A 22,569-nucleotide genomic window follows, 5' to 3' on the forward strand; every position below is an offset into this window, starting at 1 on the left:
AAGACCAGAGGGCGTAAACCGCATCCTTGATTGATGCAAGATGTCAAGGCCGAGTTCCTTCGCGCCCCCCTCTGTCCTGCCGGACATCTCCCCCACAAGGAGGGAGATTGGCAGCTTCGCCGGAGGCTCACTCTTCACGCTGGAGATTAGCGAAAGTCGCGATGACAGCCGATCTCCCACCTGTGGGGGAGATGTCCGGCAGGACAGAGGGGCGCGCGACAGGATGCAGCCTATGTAGGTGCAGACTACGTCGACGACGCGTCCGCAGGTTTTTCGGCCACCTCTTCCGCAGCCTCCCGCTTCTCGCGCGCCAGACGTTCCCGTTCCTTGCTGCGCTCGATCAGCCGGGCCGACCAGATCGAAACCTCGTAGAGAAGGATCGTGGGAATGGCCAGGCCGATCTGGCTTATCGGGTCGGGCGGTGTCAGCACAGCCGCCACGACGAAGGCGATGACGATGGCCCATTTGCGCTTTTCGACCAGCGCCTGAGACGACAGCATGCCCACCCGCGCCATCAGGCTGGTCACCACCGGCAGTTGGAACACCAGGCCGAAGGAGAAGATCAGTGTCATGATCAGGCTGAGATATTCCGACACTTTCGGCAGCAGCGAAATCTGCACCTGGTCGTCAGTGCCGGCCTGCTGCATGGCGAGGAAGAACCACATCACCATCGGCGTGAAGAAGAAATAGACCAGCGATGCGCCCATCACGAAGAGGATCGGCGAAGCGATCAGGAACGGCAGGAAAGCGTTGCGTTCGTTCTTGTAGAGGCCGGGCGCGATGAACTTGTAGATTTGCGTGGCGATCAGCGGAAAGGCGATCACCATGCCGCCAAACATCGCCAGCTTGACCTGGGTGAAGAAGAATTCCTGCGGCGCCGTGTAGATCAGCTCGACCTTATGCGGGTCGAGCCCTGCCCATTGGGTCGCCCATTTGAACGGGATGACCAACAGGTTGAACAGCTGCTTGGCGAAGAAGAAGCAGACTAGGAAGGCGACGAAGAACCCGCCGATCGACCACATCAGCCGCCGGCGCAGCTCGATCAGATGCTCCATCAGGGGAGCCGCCGATTGTTCGACCTCGTCCTTTTCCGAAACGCTCACTTGGTGGCTCCCGCCGTCTTTTTGGCGGCTGCAGCCGGCTTCTTCACCGCTGCCGGTGCAGGCTTCGGCTCGGCCTTTTTAGCTGCGGTCTTTGTTACGGCAGGTTTTGCCGCTACCGCCGCTGGCTTCGCCGCGGCCGTGGGGGCCGGCATCGCTTTCGCTGGCGCAGCCTTCATCTTCGCTGCCGAAGCCTTTTGCGGCGCAGCCGCCGTCGCCGTCCCGACAGGCGATGTCACCACCGACTCATCGGTCATCGCTGGAAAGGTTGGCGCCGCCGGCGCCGCTTCCGGGGTATTGATATCAGGCAGCACCGTCGCGCCATTCTTCAGCCCGGTATCCTGCGGCGTCGAAGCATCTGGCGTGACCGTGTCGACAGCCGGCTTCGGCTTCATCGCCGCGTCGACCCCGGAGCGCACGTCGGCTGCCGCCTGCTCGAACGGATTGAGCTGCTTCCTGATCTCGGCGGCCGGGTTGAGGCTCCTGAGCGAATCGACCGACTTCTTGACGTCGTCGAGCTCGGCCTCTTTCAGCGCGTCGTTGAACTGCTTCTGGAAGTCGGCTGCCATGCCACGCATCTTTGCCGTCGTGCGGCCGAAAGTGCGCAGCATCTTGGGCAAATCCTTGGGCCCGACGACCACAATCATGACGATCGCGATCACCAGCATCTCGGTCCAGCCGATGTCGAACATGGCGATACGTTCCGACTAAAGTTTGGGCTCAGCTCTTGCTGGCCTTTTCCTTCACTGCCGAAACGGTCTCGTCGGCACGGTGCTCGACGGTACGCTTGTCCTCGGCGACATCGTCGTCGGCCATGCCCTTCTTGAAGCTCTTGATACCCTTGGCCATGTCACCCATCAGCTCGGGAATCTTGCCGCGGCCGAACACCAGCAGCACGATCACCAGCACGATCATCCAGTGCCAAATCGAAAACGAACCCATAGCAACTCTCTCTCGAAATGTTTTCTCTGACGATGATCTATGCGTTTTCGCGCTGGGATTCAAACACAACCGCGACAGAGTTTATGAATGAGTGGCCGAAGTCACGCACTTTCGTTGCGGGAGGGGCGCTACGAATCCGCGCAGCCCCCGCCTGCCGGCCTTTTCTACAGCGCGCCTGCGGTCAATCTTCCTCGACGCGCGGCGTCAACAGGCCGAGTTCTTCGAGGTCGATGTCGGTCAGCGGATCCTCGTCGTCGGTCAGCGCGTCTAGATCGGCCGGCGGCAGCGGAATGGAAAAATTCGACGGCATGCGGCCCGAAAGCAGCCCGGCGCCCTTCAATTCCTCCATGCCGGGAAGATCGCGGATCTCCTCCAGCGCGAAATGATCGAGGAAGATGTCGGTGGTGCCGTAGGTGACGGGACGGCCGGGCGTGCGGCGCCGGCCGCGCATCTTCACCCATTCGGTCTCCATCAGCGTGTCCAGCGTGCCCTTCGAGGTTTCGACGCCGCGGATATCCTCGATCTCGGCGCGCGTCACCGGCTGGTGATAGGCGATGATCGCCAGCACTTCGAGCGCCGCGCGGGAAAGCTTCCTCTGCTGCACCGTGTCGCGGCTCATCAGGAAAGCGAGGTCGCCGGCGGTGCGGAACGCCCAGGCATCGCCGACGCGCACCAGATTGACCCCGCGCCGCTCATAAATCTGCTGCAAGTCAGCCATCGCCGCTGCAATGTTGATGCCGTCGGGCAGGCGCGCGGCAAGCTGCTTTTCGCTGACCGGCTCGGCGCTGGCGAAAACGATCGCCTCGGCCATGCGCACGGCTTCCGCCATATGCAGCCGCTCGCCAGGATTCTGGCCAGGAGCATGGGATGGGTTCTGGGCCTGATTTTCTGCCGGAGTCCCGGCGAGCACGCCCTCTTCGGTCTCGTCGTCGACCTTGAACGGAATGACCGAAGCGTTGGCGCGTTCACTCATGATGCCACCTCGACTGCCCTGATGCCTTGCGCACGACCGCGCAGATAGAGCGGCGCGAACACCTCGTCCTGCCGCATTTCCACCTTGCCTTCGCGGACCAGTTCCAGCGTTGCCGCAAAGGAGCTGGCGATCGCTGTGCGCCGCTCATCCGGATCGGTCAGATACTCGATCAGGAAACCATCCAGCGCCGTCCAGTCGGCAAGCGTGCCGATCAGCCGGGTCAGGACTTCGCGCGCGTCCTTGAGCGACCACACACCGCGCCTGGCGATCGTCACATTGGTGATCGCCTGCTTCTGACGTTGCGCCGCATAGGCGGTCAGCAAATCGTAGAGCGAGGCCGAATAGGCGTTGCGTTTCTCGATGATGACCATCTCCGGCATGCCGCGTGCGAACACGTCGCGTCCGAGCCGGTTGCGGTTGACCAGCCGGGCCGCCGCGTCGCGCATGGCTTCCAGCCGCTTCAGCCGGAACTGCAGCACCGCCGCCAGCTCCTCGCCGCTTTCGCCGTCGTCGCCGGGTTGCTTGGGGATCAAAAGCTTCGACTTGAGAAAGGCCAGCCACGCCGCCATCACCAGATAGTCGGCGGCAAGTTCCAGCCTGAGCGCCCTCACCTTCTCGACGAAGGCCAGATATTGCTCGGCCAGCGCCAGGATCGAGATGCGCGCCAGATCGACCTTCTGGTTGCGGGCAAGATGCAGCAAGAGGTCGAGCGGACCTTCGAAACCGGCGACGTCGACGACCAGCGCGGGATCGCCGGTCAGCCGCGAATCGTCGTTCTCGGCCCAAAGACGGTCCATCGGTGCGGCCTTGCCGGCCTTACTGTCCAATGTTTCCGCCACTTCCTGTCGCTTTCCTCAGATTCTATCTTCTTGTTTGACCATGATCTGTTCCGAAAACCAGTTCCCACTTTTCGGGATCATGGTCTACGTTCTTGTTTGACCACGATCTGGCCCGAAAACCGGTTCCCACTTTTCGGGATCATGGTCTAGGCCACCGCGTCGAAATAGGTGGCGAATTCGGCGCGTATCTCGGCTTCATCGGCCCGATCGCGGTTCTTGATATAGGTCAGCGCGCGTTGCGCGCGCTGCAACGACGTGCCTTCAAGCCCCGTGGTGCGCGACGCAATGCCGGCCATCTCCTCGAAAACGCCGTTGCAGTGAAGGACCAGATCGCAGCCCGCCGCAAGGATCGCGGCCGCCTTTGACGGGAAATCCCCAGAAAGTGCTTTCATCGAGGTGTCGTCGCTCATCAGCAGCCCGTCGAAACCGATTTCGCCGCGGATGATCTCGTCGATGACCTTGCCGGAGGTCGTGGCCGGGTTGTTCGGGTCGATCGCGCTGTAGACGACATGCGCCGTCATGGCCATCGGCAAATGATTGAGCTCCCTGAACGGGGCGAAATCATGCCGCTGCAAATCACTCATCGAGGCATCGACGGTGGGAAGTTCGAAATGCGTGTCGGCAAAGGCCCGTCCATGCCCGGGAATATGCTTCATCACCGGCAGCACGCCGCCCGACATCAGGCCCTCCGCCACGGCGCGACCCAGTTCGATCACGGCACGAGGCTCCTTCCCGTAGGCGCGCGCGCCGATGACGTCGCTGGCGCCCTCGATCGGCACGTCGAGCACTGGCAGGCAATCCGCCGATATGCCGTAGCGCAGCAGATCGAAGGCATGCAGCCGCGCCATCAGCCAGGCGGCGCGGTTGCCGGCGTCGTGGTCGTTGCGCCACAAGGCGCCGAGCGCGCCACCGGCCGGATAGTTCGGCGCCAGCGGCGGCCGCAGGCGCTGCACCCGGCCGCCTTCCTGGTCGATGAACACCGGCGCATCCGGGCGCTCTACACAGTCACGCATCGCGGCGACCAGATCGCGAATCTGCTCGGGCTCGCCGATATTGCGGGCAAACAGGATGAAGCCCCACGGGCATTCATTGCGATAGAAATTGATTTCGTCGCGTGTGAGCGATTTCCCGGCGCAGCCGAGGATCATGGATTTTGATTCGGTCATGGGCAGGAGTTTAGAGCTTCACGCGAACAAAGGGAATCGCATCGAACCACATGCGGTTGAGCCAGAATCCCAAAAAAACGGCGCGGTCCGTGACCGCGCCGTTTCTTGCCCCTAAGGACGGGAGATTTGGCTAGCGCGACACGAAGCAGTTGCCGCCGGCAGCCTTGTAGTTGGTGCACAAGTTGATTGCATCGTTGCGTGACTTCGCCGGGACGCGAACGCGGTAGAACGTTCCCTTGCCGGCGATCTCGGCCTTGACGATGTTGGCGGTGAGGCCGGAAAGCACGCTGCCATAGCGGCGCTGCAGATCCTGATAGGTCGACTGGGCGCTTTCGACAGTCGGCTGCGAGGCGATCTGCATCGACCACGAGCCACCACCGTTCGAGGCCGCCGGATTGATGGACGCAACCTGGTCGGGCTTGACCTCGCCGACGACATCGACCGGCTGGTCGGACGGACGCTGCGGCGCCACCGGAACCGTGGCCGGCGTGTTGAAGGGCTGGGCGGTTTGGGCTTCGGGCGCGACTGCCGGCTTGACGGCTTCGATCAACTGGTCGCCGGCCACTGGGTCGCCACTTGCCTGGTCGGCAATAGACGGCACCGTGCCGGTCTGCTCCGCGTCGTCGGCCTGGGCCGCCGGTGCCACATGCTGCGGCGCCGGATCGACAGGCTCGACGGCAGCCACCTGCGGCGCCGCAGGTGCCGGATCCTCGCGCGCAACCAGTGAACCATCGGATTTGACGACCATGGTCCTCACTTTACGGGGCGCAACTGCGACGACATCGGGCGTTATGTCGTTGTCGGCCTCCTGCAGAACCTGGGCGATACGGTCTTCGGATTTGGGTGCCGGCGCGGCAGCGGCGTCGGCATTTCCGGCCGCTTGCGTGCCGCCGGCCGGTTGCGTGCCGCCGGCCGCTTGCGTGCCGCCGATCGCATCGGCGCCTTCAGCCGCGTCGATGTCGTCGGGCGAAAGATCGACCACACGGCTCTGCGGCGGCTCCTTGGCCGTCACGTCCACCGGCTCTTCAGTGTTGGTGACCAGCTTTTCCTGGACCGGTTCGGCAGGCCTCGCGCCACCCTTGGCCACGGCGTCATAGACCTTGTTGTTCTGGTTCGGCACGACGGTACCGCCCGGATTTTCCGGCTTGACCTTGATCGGTGCATTGTCCGCCTTGACTATGACCGGCGCATCGCTGCCGCCACTGCCGCCGAAAGACAATGCGAAGGCGCCGATACCACCGGCGATCGCCACGGCGCCAACGACCACGGCGACCAGCAGGCCACGGCTACGGGGTCTCGCGGCCTCCTGCCCGGCCAGGCCGGGAACCGACATGGCCTCATCCAGTTCGGGGTCGTAGTCGAGTTCGTCCAAGCCAAAGTCGTCGGCCTGCGAAGCCGGCTCGCCGCCGGGCGCATCGCCCAGATCGAAGCCGCCGGCGGCGTCGGCATAGGACGCACTGAAGGGCGTTTGTGCAGGCCTCGCCGCATAGGTCCGCGTTTCGACGCGGTCGGGCTCATAGGCTGACTTGAACTCGGCCCCTGAACGGAACCCGGATGCATCGTCATACGCCGTGCTGCGCACTGGAGCCGTAGCGACGTCCACGGTATTCATTTCCGTGAGAAGGCTGGCGAACTCGTTGTCAAGATCGTCATAGGCAGGCGCCGCCGGTTCGTCTTCGTCGAAGTCGAGTTCCGGAATATCGAGATCGTCCGCCAGCGCCACGACGCGCTCGGGCACATCGACCGTTTCGAGATCGGGCATCTCGTCATACGCCGAAGGCGGTTCGCTTTGCGCTGGCGCGGATGCCGCATTGGTGTCGTCTTCGACCGGCTCGTCCTGATGGGCCGGCTCGTCCTGATAGGACGGTGCCGCAGCCATTGGCGGCGTAGCTTCCGCGGCATTCGCCGAAGCCGTCGGCTGGGCCGCAAAGGCGGGCTGCTGCGACTGTGCGACCGGCGTTACGCGGCTCCACGAACGGGCCGGCGCCGGCGGGGCAGGCCGTGCCGCTAGCCAGTTGAGCGATTGATCCGGATCCTCCTGGGAAGCGGATGTCGTAACCTTAACGCCGTCGCCATGATCCAGACCGATGTCCTTGGCGAAGGCGGCATGCAATTCATCATCCTCGAAATCGAAATCGACATCGGCCGGCTCGGCGGTATCTTCAACACCGAAATCCTGGCCCTCGAGCTCATCGAGGAGAACGGCGTCGAGATCGGCGTCAGCGGACTGAACCGCGTCGTCATCCGACGGCTCCGAAGGAGCTTGCTCGTCAAGGCTCCAGTCCAGGTCGTCGACAGTATCCATTGGTTTGTCGGCGGTTCTTTCAGCCGCGGCCACAGGCTGCTGAATCATGGCGGATTCGGGCACAGCCACGGGAGCAGCCCGTGTGCTCATGGTGCCCAACAGAGCGTTCAACTCGTCTTCGAGGCTCCGCTCGTCAGCGACGGGGGCTGGCTCCGGCGGCTGAACCATGGTGACTGGCGCCGTCGGCGGGGCCGCAAAGCCGGAGGCCTGCGCAACCGGCTCTTCGGTTTCCTCGGCAAGCACGTCGTCGAAGCGCAAATCGAAATCGTCATCGAACGCATCTTCCGAGGGTGCGGCGGAAGGCTCGTCCTTGGCGGCGACAGTCTCCGGTTCGTCAATTTCGGGCTCGTCAATCTCGACTGGCTCATCCGTGCGAACGTCGAAATCCATGTCGACATCGGCCATGGCGTCGTCGAAATGGCCGGCAAAGTCCTCATCGGACTCATCCGAAACAGCCCGAACAGGCGCCGCAGGAGCATCGACGGCGGCGTGCTCCGTCGGCGCATGGTCATCGAGCATCAGCTCGTCTTCGAGCGAGCTTGCGACCGCGTTGTCGAACTCATCGTCCAAGGCGGGTTTGGCGCGCGACGCGGAAACGTCGGCGGCGCTCTCCATCGGCACATGCTCGTCCAGCATCAACTCGTCTTCGAGCGAGCTTGCGACGGCATTGTCGAATTCATCGTCCAAGGCGGGTTCGGCGCGCGACGCGGAAACGCCGGCGGCGCTCTCCATCGGCACATGCTCGTCCAGCATCAGTTCGTCTTCGAGCGAGCTTGCGACGGCATTGTCGAATTCATCGTCCAAGACGGGCTCGGCGCGCGACGCGGAAACATCGGCGGCGGCGGTATTCTGTCCAGCCTTGTCGGCCGCGTCGTCATACAGCAGGAAATCCTGTTCGAGCGACGCGGCAAGCTCGTCGTCTACCGACAAATCATCTTCGAATGGCGAGACGTCTTCGAGCGAACTGGCGAGCGCATCATCGAAACCGTCATCGAAAGCAGATTCAACGGCCGGCGCGGATGCTTCGGCAGCCCCAGAGTGCGCCTCGTCGGCAGCGACGGCATGGGCGGCTTCGTCCGCCGCGTCGTCATACAGCGGGAAATCCTGTTCGAGCGACGCGGCAAGCTCGTCGTCCACTGCGTCAGTAGCAGCCGCGTTGAAGGCCGGCTCGCGAACCTCGGCGACACTGTCATTGTCGTCGGCGCCGAATTCGCCCATCAACTCCTTCTCGAGGTCGATGTCGAAATCGCCCTCGTCCACCGGCTGGCTGGCGGGAGCCGCCTTCGGCTGGGCCTGCGGCTTGACCGGCTGGCGCGGGTCGAACCCCATGATCCTGGTCAGTTCCGCGAACGGATCATCGTCGGCGATATCGTTTTGGGCGGCTGCTCTCAGCTGGGTTCTGTCTGCCATTATTGTTCCCGAACTCGCACTCATTCGGACGCCATGGACGTCGCGTAGGGTTGGCCCTTACCAGCGCAATGTGGGCAAAAGGTGACAGGTTTTTTAGTCAAACCTAACGCATTTCGGTGGGCGCATCGGCTCCGATCAGCGTCAGGCCGGACGTCAAAACGTCCGAAACAGCCTGCACCAGCCCTAGTCTGGCATGCGTCAATTGTCGGTCGTTAACCTTAACAAAACGTAAGTCGGGATTCTCGGTGCCGCGGTTCCAATGTCCGTGGAAGCTGGAGGCGAGATCGTAGAGGTAGAATGCCAGCCGGTGCGGCTCGAGCGCAAGTGCCGCGGATTCGATCAGCCGCGGGTATTCCGCAAGCTTCCGGATCAGGCCGATCTCGCCTTCGTCGGCCAGCGAAGCGGTGGCTGCGGCCAGCCGATTGCGGTCGAAATTGGCCTCGCCCAACTGTTCGCTCGCTTGCCGGAACACCGAATGGCAGCGCGCCGAGGCATACTGCACGTAGAACACCGGGTTGTCTTTCGACTGCTCGGTCACCTTGGCGAAGTCGAAATCGAGCGGCGCATCGTTCTTGCGGTAGAGCATCATGAAACGGATCGGATCGCGGCCGACCTCCTCCACCACTTCGCGCAGGGTCACGAAATCGCCCGACCGCTTCGACATGCGCACCGGCTCGCCGTCGCGAAAAAGCTTCACCAACTGGCAAAGCAGGACGGTGAGCTTCACCTCGTCGCCGGCAATCGCCCGGGCGAGCGCTTCCAGGCGCTTCACATAGCCGCCATGATCGGCGCCAAGCACATAGATCAGCTCGACGAAGCCGCGATCGACCTTGTCCTTCAAATAGGCGACATCAGCGGCGAAATAGGTGAAAGTGCCGTCCGACTTGACCAGCGCCCGGTCCATGTCGTCGCCGACCGCTGTCGAGCGGAACAGCGTCTGCTCGCGATCCTCCCAGTCGTCCGGCTTCTCGCCCTTGGGCGGCGGCAGCTTGCCCTTGTAGATATGCCCCTTGAGCGTCAGGTCGGCGATGGCCGAGCGGATTTTCCGGGCGTTGTCGGCATGCAGCGTGCGCTCTGAGAAAAAGACGTCGTGATGCACGTTGAGCAGCGCCAGATCCGCGCGGATCATCGCCATCATCGCGTCGATGGTCCGGTCCTTGACGATGGCAAGCGCTTCCTCGTCGGGCATCTGCAGCAGGGAGCGGCCGAATTCGCCGGCCAGAGCCTGGCCGACCGGCATGAGATAGTCGCCCGGATAAAGCCCGGCCGGAATCTCGCCGATCTCTTCGCCGAGCGCCTCGCGGTAGCGCAGCATGACCGATCGGCCGAGCACGTCGATCTGCGAACCGGCGTCGTTGATGACATATTCCTTGGTCACGTCATAGCCGGCGAAGGCCATCAGGTTGGCGAGCGCATCGCCCACCACGGCGCCACGGCAATGGCCGACATGCATCGGTCCGGTTGGATTGGCGGAGACGTATTCGACATTGGCCTTCTTGCCGCCGCCAACCGTCGAGCGGCCATAATTGCGGCCTTCGCCGAGCAGCGCGGTCAGATGCGCCTGCCAGAATGCGTCCTTGAGCCTGAGATTGACGAAGCCCGGACCAGCGACGTCGGCGGCGGCGATGTCGGTGTCGGCGCGCAGCGCCTGCGCCAGCCTTTCAGCCAATGCGCGTGGATTCTGGCCGGTCGGCTTGGCCAGCACCATCGCCGCATTGGTCGCCAGATCGCCATGGCTGGCGTCGCGCGGCGGCTCGACGGCGATGCGCGACAGGTCCAGCGAACCGCCGTCTTTGTCTTTCAAATCAAGCGCTTCGACAGCTCTGGTGATTCGCGCGTTGAAGTCGGCGAAGATGTTCATTTGGTGTGACTCTGGCGGCTTTGCAGGGATCCGGCTTATTGGCCGGCAAAATCGAGCCCGCCCTAGCTTAATTCAGGCGTATGGTCAAACAAACGGCGGTGTTCCTTCAAAGCGTAGGTATCCGTCATGCCCGCCAGGAAATCGGCAACGCTGCGCGCCTTGATGCGATCGTCGGCCCGGTCGAGCCCCTCGCGCCAGCCATCGGGCATGGCGCGCGGATCGGCGAAATAGACATCGAACAGGTTCTTGACGATCTGCTCGGCATCGTTGCGCACGCGCATGACCTCGCTGTGCCGGTAGAGATGCGTGTAGAGAAAAGCCTTCAACTCCTTTTCGAACGCGGCCATTTCGGCGGAAAAGGTGACCATCGTCTCGCCTGCCGCCCTCACCGCGTCTGCACTGTCCGGCTTGATGCGGGCGAGATTGGCGCTGGTGGAAACGATGACGTCCTCGACCATCATCGTGATCTGCCGTCGCATCAGTTCGTGGCCGGTGCGCATATCGTCGAGCGCCGGATAGCGCTGACGCACGCCTTCGAGGATCGAGCCGGGCAGCGAGACCTTCTCTAGCATGTCCAGCGTCAGGAAGCCTGATCTCAGGCCGTCGTCGATGTCATGGGTGTTGTAGGCGATGTCGTCGGCGATCGCCGCGCACTGCGCCTCGATGCCGGCGAAGCGGTCGAGTTCAAGGTCATGCAGCTCCGAATAATCGCGGATCGCTTGTGGCACCAGCCCCTTCAGGCCTTTTCCGCGGGCGTCGGTCAGCGGTCCGTTGTGCTTGACCAGACCCTCCAGCGTTTCCCAGGTGAGGTTCAGCCCGTCGAACTCGGCATAGCGGCTCTCCAGCCGCGTCACCACGCGCAGCGATTGCGCGTTGTGGTCGAAGCCGCCCCAGGCGGCCATCTTCTCGTTCAGCGCGTCCTCGCCGGTATGGCCGAAGGGCGTGTGGCCGAAATCGTGCACCAGCGCCACCGCCTCGGCCAGATCCTCGTCGCCGCGCAGCGCTCGAGCCAGGGCGCGCGCAATCTGCGCCACCTCGATCGAATGCGTCAGCCGGGTGCGGTAATGGTCGCCCTCATGCGCGACGAACACCTGTGTCTTGTGCTTCAGCCGGCGAAAGGCCGTCGAATGGATGATGCGGTCGCGGTCACGCTGGAACGGCGTTCGGGTCGGGCTCTCCACCTCGTCGAACAGCCGCCCGCGCGACTTTGCCGGATCGCAGGCATAGGCCGCGCGCGGCCTATAGCCGAAACCGATGTCGCCCAACTCGTTCGTCATGGCCCCAATTGTCATAGCCTATGCCGCAGTTGACTTGCCCCCTCGCGCTTCATACCTATCATGTGAAACCGAAAGCAAGGTGACGCCCATGGGCGCTGACGCCAAGACTGCCATGAAAGTCGAGATGACCGATGCCGCCGCCAAGCGGATCGCCAAGATTGTATCTGGCCAAGCCGGCAAGACGGCGCTGCGCGTTTCGGTTGAGGGCGGCGGCTGTTCCGGCTTTTCCTACAAGTTCGACCTGGTCGACACGCGCAACGACGACGACGTCGCCATCGAGAAGGACGGCGCTACTGTTCTGATCGACGACCTCTCGCTGGTCTATATGGGTGGCTCGGTGATCGATTTCGTCGACGATTTGATGGGCCAGTCGTTCCAGATCAGGAACCCGAATGCGGTCGCCTCATGCGGCTGCGGCACCAGCTTCAGTATTTAGAAATGCCTGCCATCGGCGCGGTCCGTCAGGTCGCGCTTTCAGCCGGGCGCGATCTCGATGCAACGCTGGCGTTCTGGCACGACGTGCTCGGCATGACAGTGCACGTGCGCTTCGAGCCGCCTGGCATCGCCTTCATCATGGCGGGCGACGTGCGCCTGCTTTTCACGGACGGTCTGCCGGCCGGCACCGTCTATCTCGACATATCGGACCTTGACGATTTCCACGCCTCGGCAAAAGCCGCCGGCGTTCCTTTCACCGCGCCGCCAATGCTCGTCCATCGCGACACGGAAGGCCTGTTCGGGCCGGCGGGGGAAAGCGAATGGATGGCCTTCCTAAAGGACCCGGCAGGCAATACGATCGGCCTCGTCGAACGTCATCCGCCGCAACAGCAATGAGGCCGTCATGAAAATCGTCACCTGGAACATCAACGGCGTTCGGGCCCGCATCGGCAATTTGACCCATTGGCTAACGGAAAGCGCGCCTGATATCGCCTGCCTGCAGGAGATCAAGACGGTCGACGAGCAGTTTCCGCGCGCCGAGATCGAAGCGCTTGGCTACAATGTCGAAACCCATGGCCAGAAGGGTTTCAACGGCGTCGCCATCCTGTCGAAGCTGCGCTTCGACGAGGTTATCAGAGGCCTGCCGGGCGACGACGCCGACGAGCAGGCGCGTTTCATCGAGGGCGTGTTCTCGACCGACAAGGGCGCGTTGCGCGTCGCCTCGCTCTATCTGCCGAACGGCAACCCGGTCGACGACGAAAGGAAGTTCTCCTACAAGCTGTCCTGGATGGCGCGGCTGGAGCGCTGGGCCGAGGAACGGCTTTTGCTGGAAGAGGCGCTGGTGCTGGCGGGCGACTACAACGTCATTCCCGAGCCCATCGACGCAAGATTTCCAGAGAACTGGCTGGGCGATGCCCTGTTTCAGCCAGAGACGCGGCAGGCGTTCCGCCGGCTGAAGAATCTCGGCTTCACCGAAGCCGTGCGCGCGGTCACCGACGCGCCGGACACCTACACTTTCTGGGATTACCAGGCCGGCGCCTGGCAGAAGAACAATGGCATCCGCATCGATCACCTGTTGCTCTCGCCCGAAGCCGCCAACCGCTTTTCCTCCGCCGCGATCGAAAAGCACGTGCGCGCCTGGGAAAAACCCTCCGACCACGTGCCCGTGGCCATCGAACTGACTTTTGCGCCAATCTGATCATTTCGAGGTCCGGATCGCCGGATTTCCAGTCTATAGAGCCTGTTCCCATTCCGGTGGAATCGGATGAGCTCTATCTCCTTGCAGCGCCGGACCTTCAGTTCGGGATCATGGTCCAGACCCTCATATCGCCACAATCGGGGGTTCGGCTGTAATCTCGGCTTGGCTGGGGTTCAGGATGACGATCAGGTTTGCGCTTTGCCCGTATGCCGCGGCGCTTGCCCTCGCCGCGACGTCAGCTTTTGCCGAACCGCACTGCCTGGCCAACGGAAAATCGTTCCAGATCGGTCAGGTCGCCTGCTTGACGCTTGCCGGCCAGAGCCACCTCGCCCGCTGCGACACGGTGCTCAACAACACGTCGTGGAAAAAGATTCAGGGCGATTGTCCGGGAACACCGGCGCCGCATCAACCGGCCACGCCGATTTCAACGCCGGAGCCCAGCCCCGTTCCGACGAAACCGATCGAGAACTGATCTCGGCTGCCCGACTTGATTTTTCGGGATGCCCAATCTTCGTGGCTACTGGCTTCGTGGCTACTGGCTTCGCGACTACTGGTCGCCGCCTTTGGTGAGGATGTCACCGGCCAGCGAAATCGCGGTGCGGCGGTCGGCCTCGCCGGCCGCGGCAAATGCCTCTTCCTGCATGCCGCGTATCCATGGCCGGTCGGCGGGTGAGGCCCGCTCAAGTGCTGCGGTCATCATCGCCAGCCCCCGAACGATCTTACCGCTCTGGAAGAGCAGGTTGCCGAGCGTCGCTTGCGCACCGGCATGGCCCTTTTCCGCAGCGAGCTGGAACCAGCGTCCGGCCTGCTTGATGCTGGCCTTGACGCCGCCCTTGCCATTCAGGAACATCTGGCCCATCTCGAACTGGGCGTTCGGGTTGCGGTAGTTGGCGGCGGCGCGCATGTAATATTCCTGGGCCGCCACTTCGTCCTCTGTGATGGGACTGCCGGGGATGCCCTTCCTCAGATAGTCGCCGAGCGCCACGAGCGCGTCCGATACATAGCTCTCTTCCGGCGAACCGGGCTCGACGTCCTGGTCGACGATCTCGCTGAAGAACTTGAACGCCGCGTAATCGTCGCGCTCCACGCCGTCACCCTCGGCATACATGCGCGCAAGCTTCCAGGTGGCGCCGATCTGGCCGTTTTCGGCTGCGTATTTGTAGGCCTCCGCGGCCTGCTCCTTGCGGCCGTTCTTGTAGGCGGAGAAGCCGAACTGGAACACTGCCCACGGGCTGGACTGCGGCTTCACGCCGGTCTTGTCGTCGAACACCTTGTCGTCGAAGGCCACGGCCTGGCCCGCGGCGCCCAAGGTCGCGCCAAAAGTGGCGATCGCGACCAGTGCCGAAAAGACAGACGACCTCAGCAACTCAGATATCCGCATAACAGTGTGTTTCTTTCGCACCGCCGGGATGGGTCACCGCGCCATCGCGGGCAGGCCCTACCGTTTGTGCGTATTTCCAGATCGCGCCCGACTGATAGTCGGTTGAGCGCGCCTTCCATGCCTTTGCCCGCGCCGCCAGTTCGGTGTCGGACAGCGCCACCTCGATCGTGCCGTTCACCGCATCGATCGAGATCACATCGCCGTTCTTCAGCAGCCCGATCGGACCGCCCATGGCGGCTTCCGGCCCGACATGGCCGATGCAGAAACCGCGTGTCGCGCCCGAAAAACGTCCGTCGGTAATGAGAGCCACCTTGCCGCCCATGCCCTGACCGTAGAGAGCCGCTGTCGTCGAAAGCATTTCCCGCATGCCCGGACCGCCACGCGGACCCTCGTAACGGATGACGAGGACCTCGCCTTCGCTGTAGCTGCGATCCGTAACTGCCTCGAAACACTCCTCTTCCGAATCGAAGCAGCGCGCCGGACCCGAGAATTTCAGCTCCGACATGCCCGCGACCTTCACGATCGCGCCTTCGGGGGCAAGGTTTCCCTTCAAGCCCACGACGCCACCCGTTTGGGTGATTGGTCGGTTGGCGGGACGGACCACATCCTGGCTATCATTCCAGGCTACGTGCTCCATATTTTCGGCTAAAGTGCGGCCGGTCACCGTCAGGCAGTCGCCATGCAGATAGCCATGATCGAGCAACGTCTTCATCAAAAGCGGAATGCCACCGGCCTCGAACATGTCCTTGGCTACATATTTGCCGCCCGGCTTCAGGTCGGCGATATAGGGCGTCTTCTCGAAGATCCTGGCCACGTCGAAGAGGTCGAACTTTATCCCGGCTTCATGTGCGATCGCGGGCAAATGCAGCGCCGCGTTGGTCGACCCGCCGGTGGCCGAAACCACGGTCGCCGCATTCTCCAGCGCCTTCAGCGTGACGATGTCGCGCGGGCGGATATTCTTTGCAATCAGCTCCATGATCTTTTCGCCCGAGGCGAAATTGAAGCGGTCGCGCATCTCGTAGGGTGCCGGCGCCCCGCAGGAATAGGGCAGCGCCAGGCCGATGGCCTCGGCGACGGTGGCCATGGTATTGGCGGTGAACTGGGCGCCGCAAGAGCCGGCCGAAGGACAGGCGGCCTGTTCGATTTCAAGAAGTTCGGCGTCATCGATCGTGCCGACCGAGTGCTGGCCGACGGCCTCGAACACGTCCTGCACGGTGATCTGCCGGCCCTTGTAGGAACCTGGCAGGATCGAGCCGCCATAGATGAAGATCGACGGCACGTTGAGCCGCACCATGGCCATCATCATGCCGGGCAGCGACTTGTCGCAACCGGCAAGGCCGACCAGCGCATCGTAGCAATGGCCGCGCATGGTGAGTTCGACCGAATCGGCAATGACCTCGCGCGACACCAGCGACGATTTCATGCCCTGATGGCCCATGGCGATGCCGTCCGTGACGGTGATGGTGCAGAATTCGCGCGGCGTGCCGTTAGCCGCGGCGACACCTTTCTTGACCACCTGCGCCTGGCGCATGAGCGAGATGTTGCAGGGAGCCGCCTCGTTCCAGCAGCTTGCGACACCGACTAGCGGTTGCGCGATCTCGGCCGCCGACAGTCCCATCGCATAGAGATAGGAGCGGTGCGGCGCGCGCGCCGGGCCGACGGTCACATAGCGGCTGGGCAGCTTGGCCTTGGAGATGACTCTGGCGTTCATACTCGTCCTCGCCGCGGGCGGTGCGGCCTGCCCCATTGCCGAGCCTTTTGGCACGTGTCCTGAGACAAATTCGAGGTGCGCCGGGTTTATGGCGGGAAATAGGCAATGTCCCTTGCTGCCTTCGCAGCGCGAGCGTTGCTCAGAAACTGTTGCCAAAACGTCACGATCGCAGGAGGCGGAGGGGTGGTGTATTTGCAACGCCAGAAGGGTCGGGAAGCCCTCAAGCAAAAGGCCGGGCAAATACCCGGCCTTTTTTCTATTGAAATCTTACACTTAGAACTTGATCTTGACCGAGGCTGAGCCAGCAAGGAGCAGATCGTCGCCGTATGTGTAGGTAATGGCATTTGCCGTGTCGCCAACACCGGTGAAGGTCGATGACCCACTGGTCAGAACACCGATCGAGCCGCCAAGTCTGACCTCGATCTTGTCGTTTGGTGAATAGGAGATGCCGCTGGCCACGGACCAGGTGTCCGACTGATAGCCGGAGGTCGTCGAGGTTCCACGATCCCAGGTCAGCGAAACCGCGCCCGACAATTGGTCGGTGAACTTGTGAGCTATGCCGCCCGACACCGTCCAGCCGTCGCGATAAAGCAGGTCGAAAGAAACGTTCGACGGTGTACCGAAAACCGGGTTAATCACACCATTAATCGGAACAATGCCAAGCTTGCTCCATTCCTGCCAGCGAATCGAGCCAAAGGCCAACCAGCCAGGAGCTATACCGCTCTGCAGCTTGAATTCCACGGCCTGGGGAATCTCGGCGGATGCGGTCACCGGGAACACTCCGGTAACATTTCCTAGCGGCCCACCTGCAAATCCGGTCGTGTCGACGGTTCCCGACAGTTCGTCATATTTGTAGCTCGACGAGTACATCAAGCTTGCGCGCAAGGCGATTTCGGGAATTTCATAAGCGGCGCCCACGCGCCAACCCCATGCCTCATCGGAAAGCTTGAATTTTCCGAGGCCGGTATTGCCGAAGGCCAGCAATGTCTGGCGGGACAGAAACGCATCGACCTCCTGGTAGGAGAGGCCGCCGATGAACCGGATCGCGCCCTTGCCGACATTTATCTTGTAGGAGCAGGTAAGGCCGAAATCATTTGTTTTGACATAGTATTTGACCGCCGTTGGCGAATAGGCGTTGTTCATTCCGAAGTCTGCCTCCGCACCATACGGTTTCGTATAAGACGCAAGGCAATCCACTGGTTCAAAGATGTTGGCCTTGAAGCCGATGCGCGGCACCACGTAGTCGCCACCAACGTCAATTTCCGACGTCGACATTCCCGAGCCATCCAGGCGCTGCACATTCTTCAGTGTGCGCTGCGGCGAAACATAGGTGACGCCGGCATCGAACGAATATGGCGCGGCATCAAACAACTGGTCGATGTTGACACCGCCCCGGTCGAAGCCGCCCGCGTTCGCAACACCGAAAATCGATAGCGAAAAGCACCCTGCCCCCAGTAGCGCTTTCAGACGCAAATTACTCATGAATGTCCCTCCCGAATACGAGTGGGCCAAGCTAGAACCAATTCAGGTTAACGTCGCAACAACGAATTCTCGATGCGTACACGTACGCCTTCGCGGATCGTATTCTGGACAAAGTGACAGCTTTCGCGGCAAGGCCAAAAAACGGCCCATTGGGGTGCAAATCGACGAGAAAATTCCGAAAACTGGCATGGAATGACGCAAAAACGGCCCGTTTTGCGAAGACCGAGCCCCATTGTTACATTATGGCAACAATAGGGCCAAAACATTCCGTTTACGTCAAGATTTACGCTGCGGAATGCCTATTTTCGTGGCAGGAAGCCCGTCCGAAAAGCAGATTCGAGACTGGCGAATCCGACGAATCCAGAGCACCGGACTCGGGAAGCAGAATCCGGCTTTGGGACAATCCGATCCTCAAATAAAAAGATAGCTCAACCGGCTTCGCGCACCCGCGTCAACGCCATCGAAAGCTTCTCCTGCGCCTCACGATACTCGCCGAGTTTTTCGCGCTCGGCTTCCACGACGTCCTCCGGCGCGTTTGCGACGAATTTCTCGTTGGACAGCTTCTTGTGCAGCCGGGCGATCTCCTCGGTCACCTTGACCAGTTCCTTCTGCAGTCGCGCCGCCTCCGCGGTGAGGTCGATCAAACTGCCAAGCGGCAAGCAGATGGTCGCCTCGTTGAGCACGATCTGGGCGGAGCCCTTGGGTGCTGCTTCGCCGAGTGAAATATCGCCGACCCGCGCCAGCCGCTTGATCGCCGAATCCTGGCGATCGAGCCTGTCGCGCGTCGCTTCGTTGGCGCCGATCACCACCAGCGGAGCGATCGCCGCCGGCGGCACGTTCATCTCCGAGCGCACGGAGCGGATACCGGAAACAAGATCGATCAGCCAGTTGATGTCGGCGGCCGCGGCCTCATCCTCGAAGTCGGGCGACGGCCATGCGGCATGGCAAAGCAGCGACGGCCGTTCCTTGCCCTCGCCGGCCGTCTGCGCCCACAGTTCTTCGGTCATGAACGGCATCATCGGATGCAGCAGCTTGTAGATCTCGTCGAGCACGAAGGCGACGCAAGCTCGGCTTTCGGCCTTGGCGGCCTCGTCCGGACCTGTGAACACAGGCTTCAACAATTCCAGGTACCAGTCGCAGAACAGGTTCCAGACGAAGCGGTAGGCCGCACCAGCCGCCTCGTTGAAGCGGTATGAGGTGATGCCATCGGTGATTTCACCCGCGGTGCGCGTCAGTTCGGTCAGGATCCAGCGGTTGACCGCCAGCTTGGCGTCGTTCAGCCAGAAATCGTCGTTTCTCGCGACGTCGTTCATCTCGGCAAAACGCGTCGCGTTCCACAGTTTGGTGCCGAAATTGCGGTAGCCGGCGATGCGCGCCGGATCGAGCTTCACGTCGCGCCCTTGCGCCGCCATCACCGCCAACGTGAAGCGCAGCGCGTCGGCGCCGTACTCATCGATGAGATCGAGCGGGTCGATGACGTTGCCTTTCGACTTCGACATCTTCTGCCCGTTCTTGTCGCGCACCAGCGCATGCATATACACGGTATGGAACGGCTCCTCCTCCATGAAATGCAAGCCCATCATCATCATGCGGGCGACCCAGAAGAAGATCAGGTCGAAGCCGGTGACCAGCACGTCGGTCTGGTAGTAGGTCTTCAGCTCCGGCGTCTGGTCCGGCCAGCCAAGCGTCGAGAACGGCCACAGCGCTGACGAGAACCATGTGTCGAGCACATCCTCGTCGCGAGTCAGGATATCGCCCGGCTTGAAGTTCTCGAGCTTGTCCTCGACCCAGGCCTTCCACGGCCCCTCCAGCGCCAGATAGTATTCGATCGCGGCAGCGAGCGCTTCCTCCTCGGTCTTCTCGACGAAGACACGCCCGTCCGGCCCGTACCAGGCGGGGATCTGGTGTCCCCACCAGAGTTGGCGCGAGATGCACCAGGGTTCGATGTTCTCCATCCACTGGAAGTAAGTCTTCTCCCAGCTGCCGGGTATGATCTTGGTGCGGCCTTCGCGTACGGACGCGATCGCCGGCTTGGCGAGTTCGGCCGCGTTGACATACCACTGGTCGGTCAGGAGCGGCTCGATCGGCACGCCGCCGCGATCGCCATGCGGCACGGTGTGGCGATGCGGCTCGACCTTTTCGAGGAAACCGCCCGCCTCCATCAGTTCGACGATCTTCTTGCGCGCGACGAAACGATCGAGGCCGTCGAGCGCATCCCAGACGGCCTGGCGCTCGGCCGTCACCTCCAACCCGGCGAGGAAGTCGTCATTGTCCGTGAGGGTCACCGCCGCCTCGACGGTGAGGATATTGATCGCCGGCAGCTTGTGGCGCTTGCCGACCTCGAAGTCGTTGAAATCATGCGCCGGCGTGATCTTGACCGCGCCGCTGCCCTTTTCCGGATCGGAATATTCGTCCGCCACCACCGGGATCTTGCGGCCAACGATCGGCAGGACGATGTTTTTGCCAACCAGATGCCGAAAACGCTCGTCGTCGGGATGCACCGCCACCGCCGTATCGCCCAGCATCGTCTCGGGACGCGTCGTCGCCACGGTGATGAAGGTCTTCGGATTTTCCGGATCGAAGGCTTCGCCCTCGACTGGATAGCGGAAATGCCAGAGATTGCCGTTGACCTCCTGCTGTTCGACCTCGAGGTCGGAGATGGCCGTGAGCAGCTTCGGGTCCCAGTTCACAAGGCGCTTGTCCTTGTAGATCAGCCCTTCCTTGTAGAGCGTGACGAACACTTCGAGCACCGCCCTGGACAGGCCTTCGTCCATGGTGAAACGCTCCCGGCTCCAGTCGGCCGAGGCACCCAGCCGCTTCAACTGGTTGAGGATCGCGCCGCCGGATTCGGCCTTCCACTCCCAGACCTTCTCGATGAACTCACCGCGCGTCAGGTCGCGGCGGTGGATCTGCTTCTCCATAAGCTGGCGCTCCACCACCATCTGCGTGGCGATGCCGGCATGATCCATTCCAGGCTGCCACAGCACGTTCTTGCCGCGCATGCGCTCGAAGCGCACCAGAATGTCCTGCAGCGTGTTGTTGAGCGCATGGCCCATATGCAGCGAGCCGGTGACGTTCGGCGGCGGGATGACGATGGTGAAGGCTTCGGCGCCCTCGTCGGCGCCCGCGCCGGCACGAAACGCGTCGGCCTCCTCCCAGATTTTGGCGATCTTCGGCTCGACGATTTTGGCGTCGTAGGTTTTTTCGAGCATGAAAAGAGGTCCGAGCTGTCGGGATGTGTTGGGTTCGGTGTAAATCGGAAGGCAGTTGGCAAGTCAACCGCAAGCGAGCGGCGGACGGCAATGGCCTATAGATAGCGCCTGGGCGGCTCGGTGCAACTCGCCAGATCCGACTGTCGCAGGACAATCGCTTCAGGTTTTGCGCTGCCCCTCATTGCCCTGCCCGGCTCTCCCCAGTCCAGATTCAACAAAACGCCGCCCCAAGGCGGCGTTTGGTTCTCGACTGGTCCCTGAAATTACTGCGCGCCGCGCGCCACGCGTTCGATTTCCTCGCGCACCAGCCGCTCGACCAGTGTCGGCAGATTGTTGTCCAGCCAGTCCTGCAGCATGGGCCTGAGCATCTCCTCGGCCATCTCGTCGAAGGTTTTCTTGCTGCGGCTGGCGAACGCATCGGAAAGCTCGCCGAAGGCTGCGGCAACCTGCCGGCCCGTATACTCGGAAAGGATCGCCGGACGAGCGGGCTGCGCCTCGCTTGCCGCCGGGCGCGCCAACTCGTTTGGCGGCGGGGCCGGCTCGAAAGCAGGTTCGGCCGCGTCCTCGAAAACCTCGGCCTTCGGTTCGGTGTCCGGCGTCTGCCGCGCCTCGACCCCGTCCGGGGCCTTGTCCGGCTTGGTCACGGTCATCGCCTTGCCGACTGCGGCGATCTCACGCCGCCAATCGGCAACGATGCTATCGGTCGTCTCCGCTGCCCTTGCCGTCGCAGGCGCATCCGGCTTGACGGCCGGAGCCGGCTCGGCAGCGGCTTTGTCATCCGCAAGCGTCACCGGCGCTTCGGCCGGAGTCGGGTTGGAACGCACCGGCGGCTCCGTGCGCGCAATCACAGGCTCGACAGCCGATGGTTGCGCCTCCGCCTGCGTAGCCGGCTCTCTGGTGACTGGTCCGGCACGCAGTTCACGAAAGGCATCCACCTCCGGCGGCGCCCCGCCTGCCTCCAGTGGCCCGCCTGCCGCCGGTGGCGCCCCGCCTGCCGCCGGTGCCGGCACCACCGCCGGCGTCGGCTCCAGATCCTGGCGCAGGTCTTCCGCTTCGTCCGGATGCTTGCGGCCGGTATCACCGTCCTCGATGATCCTCCTGATGGAAGCCAGTATCTCTTCCATGGAAGGTTCGCGCTGCACGCTGCTTGCCGTAGCCATCGTCACATCCGCCGCCCTTGTGACTCGTTGCAGATTTCCTGTCCGGCAAAAACCGGATTCGAATCATGGCGACAGCGTAACCGACGGATCGCCCTACGAGAATCCCCAATCTGAGAG

The 22,569-nt window shown here is 62.5% G+C and carries 18 protein-coding genes; 4 read left to right on the forward strand and 14 right to left on the reverse strand.

Features of this window, described 5'->3' with window-relative positions; all coding sequences use genetic code 11:
- Window positions 1–245: 245 nt before the first annotated feature.
- The 9 genes from tatC to IQ26_RS18925 all read right to left on the reverse strand — a co-directional run bounded on the left by tatC (window position 246) and on the right by IQ26_RS18925 (window position 11,873).
- Complete coding sequence (tatC, locus tag IQ26_RS18885) at window positions 246–1,055, reverse strand: twin-arginine translocase subunit TatC (RefSeq protein ID WP_145719932.1); 810 nt, start codon at window positions 1,053–1,055, stop codon at window positions 246–248.
- 44 nt (window positions 1,056–1,099) lie between these two features.
- Window positions 1,100–1,792, reverse strand: coding sequence for a Sec-independent protein translocase protein TatB (gene tatB, locus IQ26_RS18890; protein ID WP_145719868.1), 693 nt, complete (start codon window positions 1,790–1,792; stop codon window positions 1,100–1,102).
- Window positions 1,793–1,820: 28 nt separating this feature from the next.
- Entirely contained in the window at window positions 1,821–2,042 is a 222-nt protein-coding gene (locus tag IQ26_RS18895) for a twin-arginine translocase TatA/TatE family subunit (protein WP_013895102.1), read from the reverse strand.
- A gap of 181 nt (window positions 2,043–2,223) precedes the next feature.
- Window positions 2,224–3,015 carry an SMC-Scp complex subunit ScpB gene (gene scpB / locus IQ26_RS18900; RefSeq protein WP_145719869.1) on the reverse strand — a complete coding sequence of 264 codons (792 nt, stop codon included), beginning with the start codon at window positions 3,013–3,015 and terminating at the stop codon, window positions 2,224–2,226.
- Window positions 3,012–3,812 (reverse strand): segregation and condensation protein A, encoded by an 801-nt coding sequence (locus IQ26_RS18905; RefSeq protein ID WP_145719933.1) that lies wholly within the window; start codon window positions 3,810–3,812, stop codon window positions 3,012–3,014. The genes scpB and IQ26_RS18905 overlap by 4 nt, the downstream gene beginning before the upstream one ends.
- Window positions 3,813–4,000: 188 nt before the next feature.
- Window positions 4,001–5,020: a beta-N-acetylhexosaminidase gene (gene nagZ / locus IQ26_RS18910; RefSeq protein ID WP_145719870.1), complete on the reverse strand. Its 1,020-nt coding sequence runs from the start codon at window positions 5,018–5,020 to the stop codon at window positions 4,001–4,003.
- 130 nt (window positions 5,021–5,150) lie between these two features.
- Entirely contained in the window at window positions 5,151–8,735 is a 3,585-nt protein-coding gene (locus IQ26_RS18915) for an SPOR domain-containing protein (protein WP_145719871.1), read from the reverse strand.
- Between the two features lie 103 nt (window positions 8,736–8,838).
- Complete coding sequence (argS, locus tag IQ26_RS18920) at window positions 8,839–10,596, reverse strand: arginine--tRNA ligase (RefSeq protein ID WP_145719872.1); 1,758 nt, start codon at window positions 10,594–10,596, stop codon at window positions 8,839–8,841.
- 62 nt (window positions 10,597–10,658) lie between these two features.
- A complete protein-coding gene (locus IQ26_RS18925) occupies window positions 10,659–11,873 on the reverse strand; it encodes a deoxyguanosinetriphosphate triphosphohydrolase (protein WP_145719873.1) in 1,215 nt (404 codons plus the stop codon).
- Between the two features lie 88 nt (window positions 11,874–11,961).
- Between IQ26_RS18925 and erpA the strand changes: the two genes are divergently transcribed.
- The 4 genes from erpA (at window position 11,962) to IQ26_RS18945 (ending at window position 13,978) form a co-directional block, all read left to right on the forward strand.
- Window positions 11,962–12,309, forward strand: a complete 348-nt coding sequence (gene erpA / locus IQ26_RS18930; protein WP_145719874.1) for an iron-sulfur cluster insertion protein ErpA — start codon at window positions 11,962–11,964, stop codon at window positions 12,307–12,309.
- A gap of 2 nt (window positions 12,310–12,311) precedes the next feature.
- Window positions 12,312–12,704: a VOC family protein gene (locus tag IQ26_RS18935; protein WP_145719875.1), complete on the forward strand. Its 393-nt coding sequence runs from the start codon at window positions 12,312–12,314 to the stop codon at window positions 12,702–12,704.
- A gap of 7 nt (window positions 12,705–12,711) precedes the next feature.
- Window positions 12,712–13,506, forward strand: a complete 795-nt coding sequence (gene xth / locus IQ26_RS18940) for an exodeoxyribonuclease III (protein WP_145719876.1) — start codon at window positions 12,712–12,714, stop codon at window positions 13,504–13,506.
- 178 nt (window positions 13,507–13,684) lie between these two features.
- Window positions 13,685–13,978, forward strand: a complete 294-nt coding sequence (locus tag IQ26_RS18945; RefSeq protein ID WP_145719877.1) for a hypothetical protein — start codon at window positions 13,685–13,687, stop codon at window positions 13,976–13,978.
- Window positions 13,979–14,053: 75 nt separating this feature from the next.
- On the opposite strand, the gene IQ26_RS18950 is transcribed toward IQ26_RS18945, so the two are convergent.
- The 5 genes from IQ26_RS18950 to IQ26_RS18970 all read right to left on the reverse strand — a co-directional run bounded on the left by IQ26_RS18950 (window position 14,054) and on the right by IQ26_RS18970 (window position 22,452).
- The gene (locus IQ26_RS18950) at window positions 14,054–14,887 is read right to left on the reverse strand and encodes a tetratricopeptide repeat protein (protein WP_145719878.1); all 834 of its coding nucleotides are present in this window, start codon (window positions 14,885–14,887) and stop codon (window positions 14,054–14,056) included.
- Entirely contained in the window at window positions 14,874–16,598 is a 1,725-nt protein-coding gene (ilvD, locus tag IQ26_RS18955; protein WP_145719879.1) for a dihydroxy-acid dehydratase, read from the reverse strand. Before ilvD ends, IQ26_RS18950 begins: the two co-directional genes overlap by 14 nt.
- Window positions 16,599–16,871: 273 nt before the next feature.
- Window positions 16,872–18,080, reverse strand: coding sequence for an OmpP1/FadL family transporter (locus tag IQ26_RS18960; protein WP_145719880.1), 1,209 nt, complete (start codon window positions 18,078–18,080; stop codon window positions 16,872–16,874).
- 428 nt (window positions 18,081–18,508) lie between these two features.
- Entirely contained in the window at window positions 18,509–21,292 is a 2,784-nt protein-coding gene (locus IQ26_RS18965; RefSeq protein WP_145719881.1) for a valine--tRNA ligase, read from the reverse strand.
- Window positions 21,293–21,555: 263 nt separating this feature from the next.
- The gene (locus IQ26_RS18970) at window positions 21,556–22,452 is read right to left on the reverse strand and encodes a PopZ family protein (protein ID WP_145719882.1); all 897 of its coding nucleotides are present in this window, start codon (window positions 22,450–22,452) and stop codon (window positions 21,556–21,558) included.
- Window positions 22,453–22,569: the final 117 nt, after the last annotated feature.

The sequence above is a fragment of the Mesorhizobium tianshanense genome (assembly GCF_007830515.1).
GTDB classification, from domain to species: domain Bacteria; phylum Pseudomonadota; class Alphaproteobacteria; order Rhizobiales; family Rhizobiaceae; genus Mesorhizobium; species Mesorhizobium tianshanense.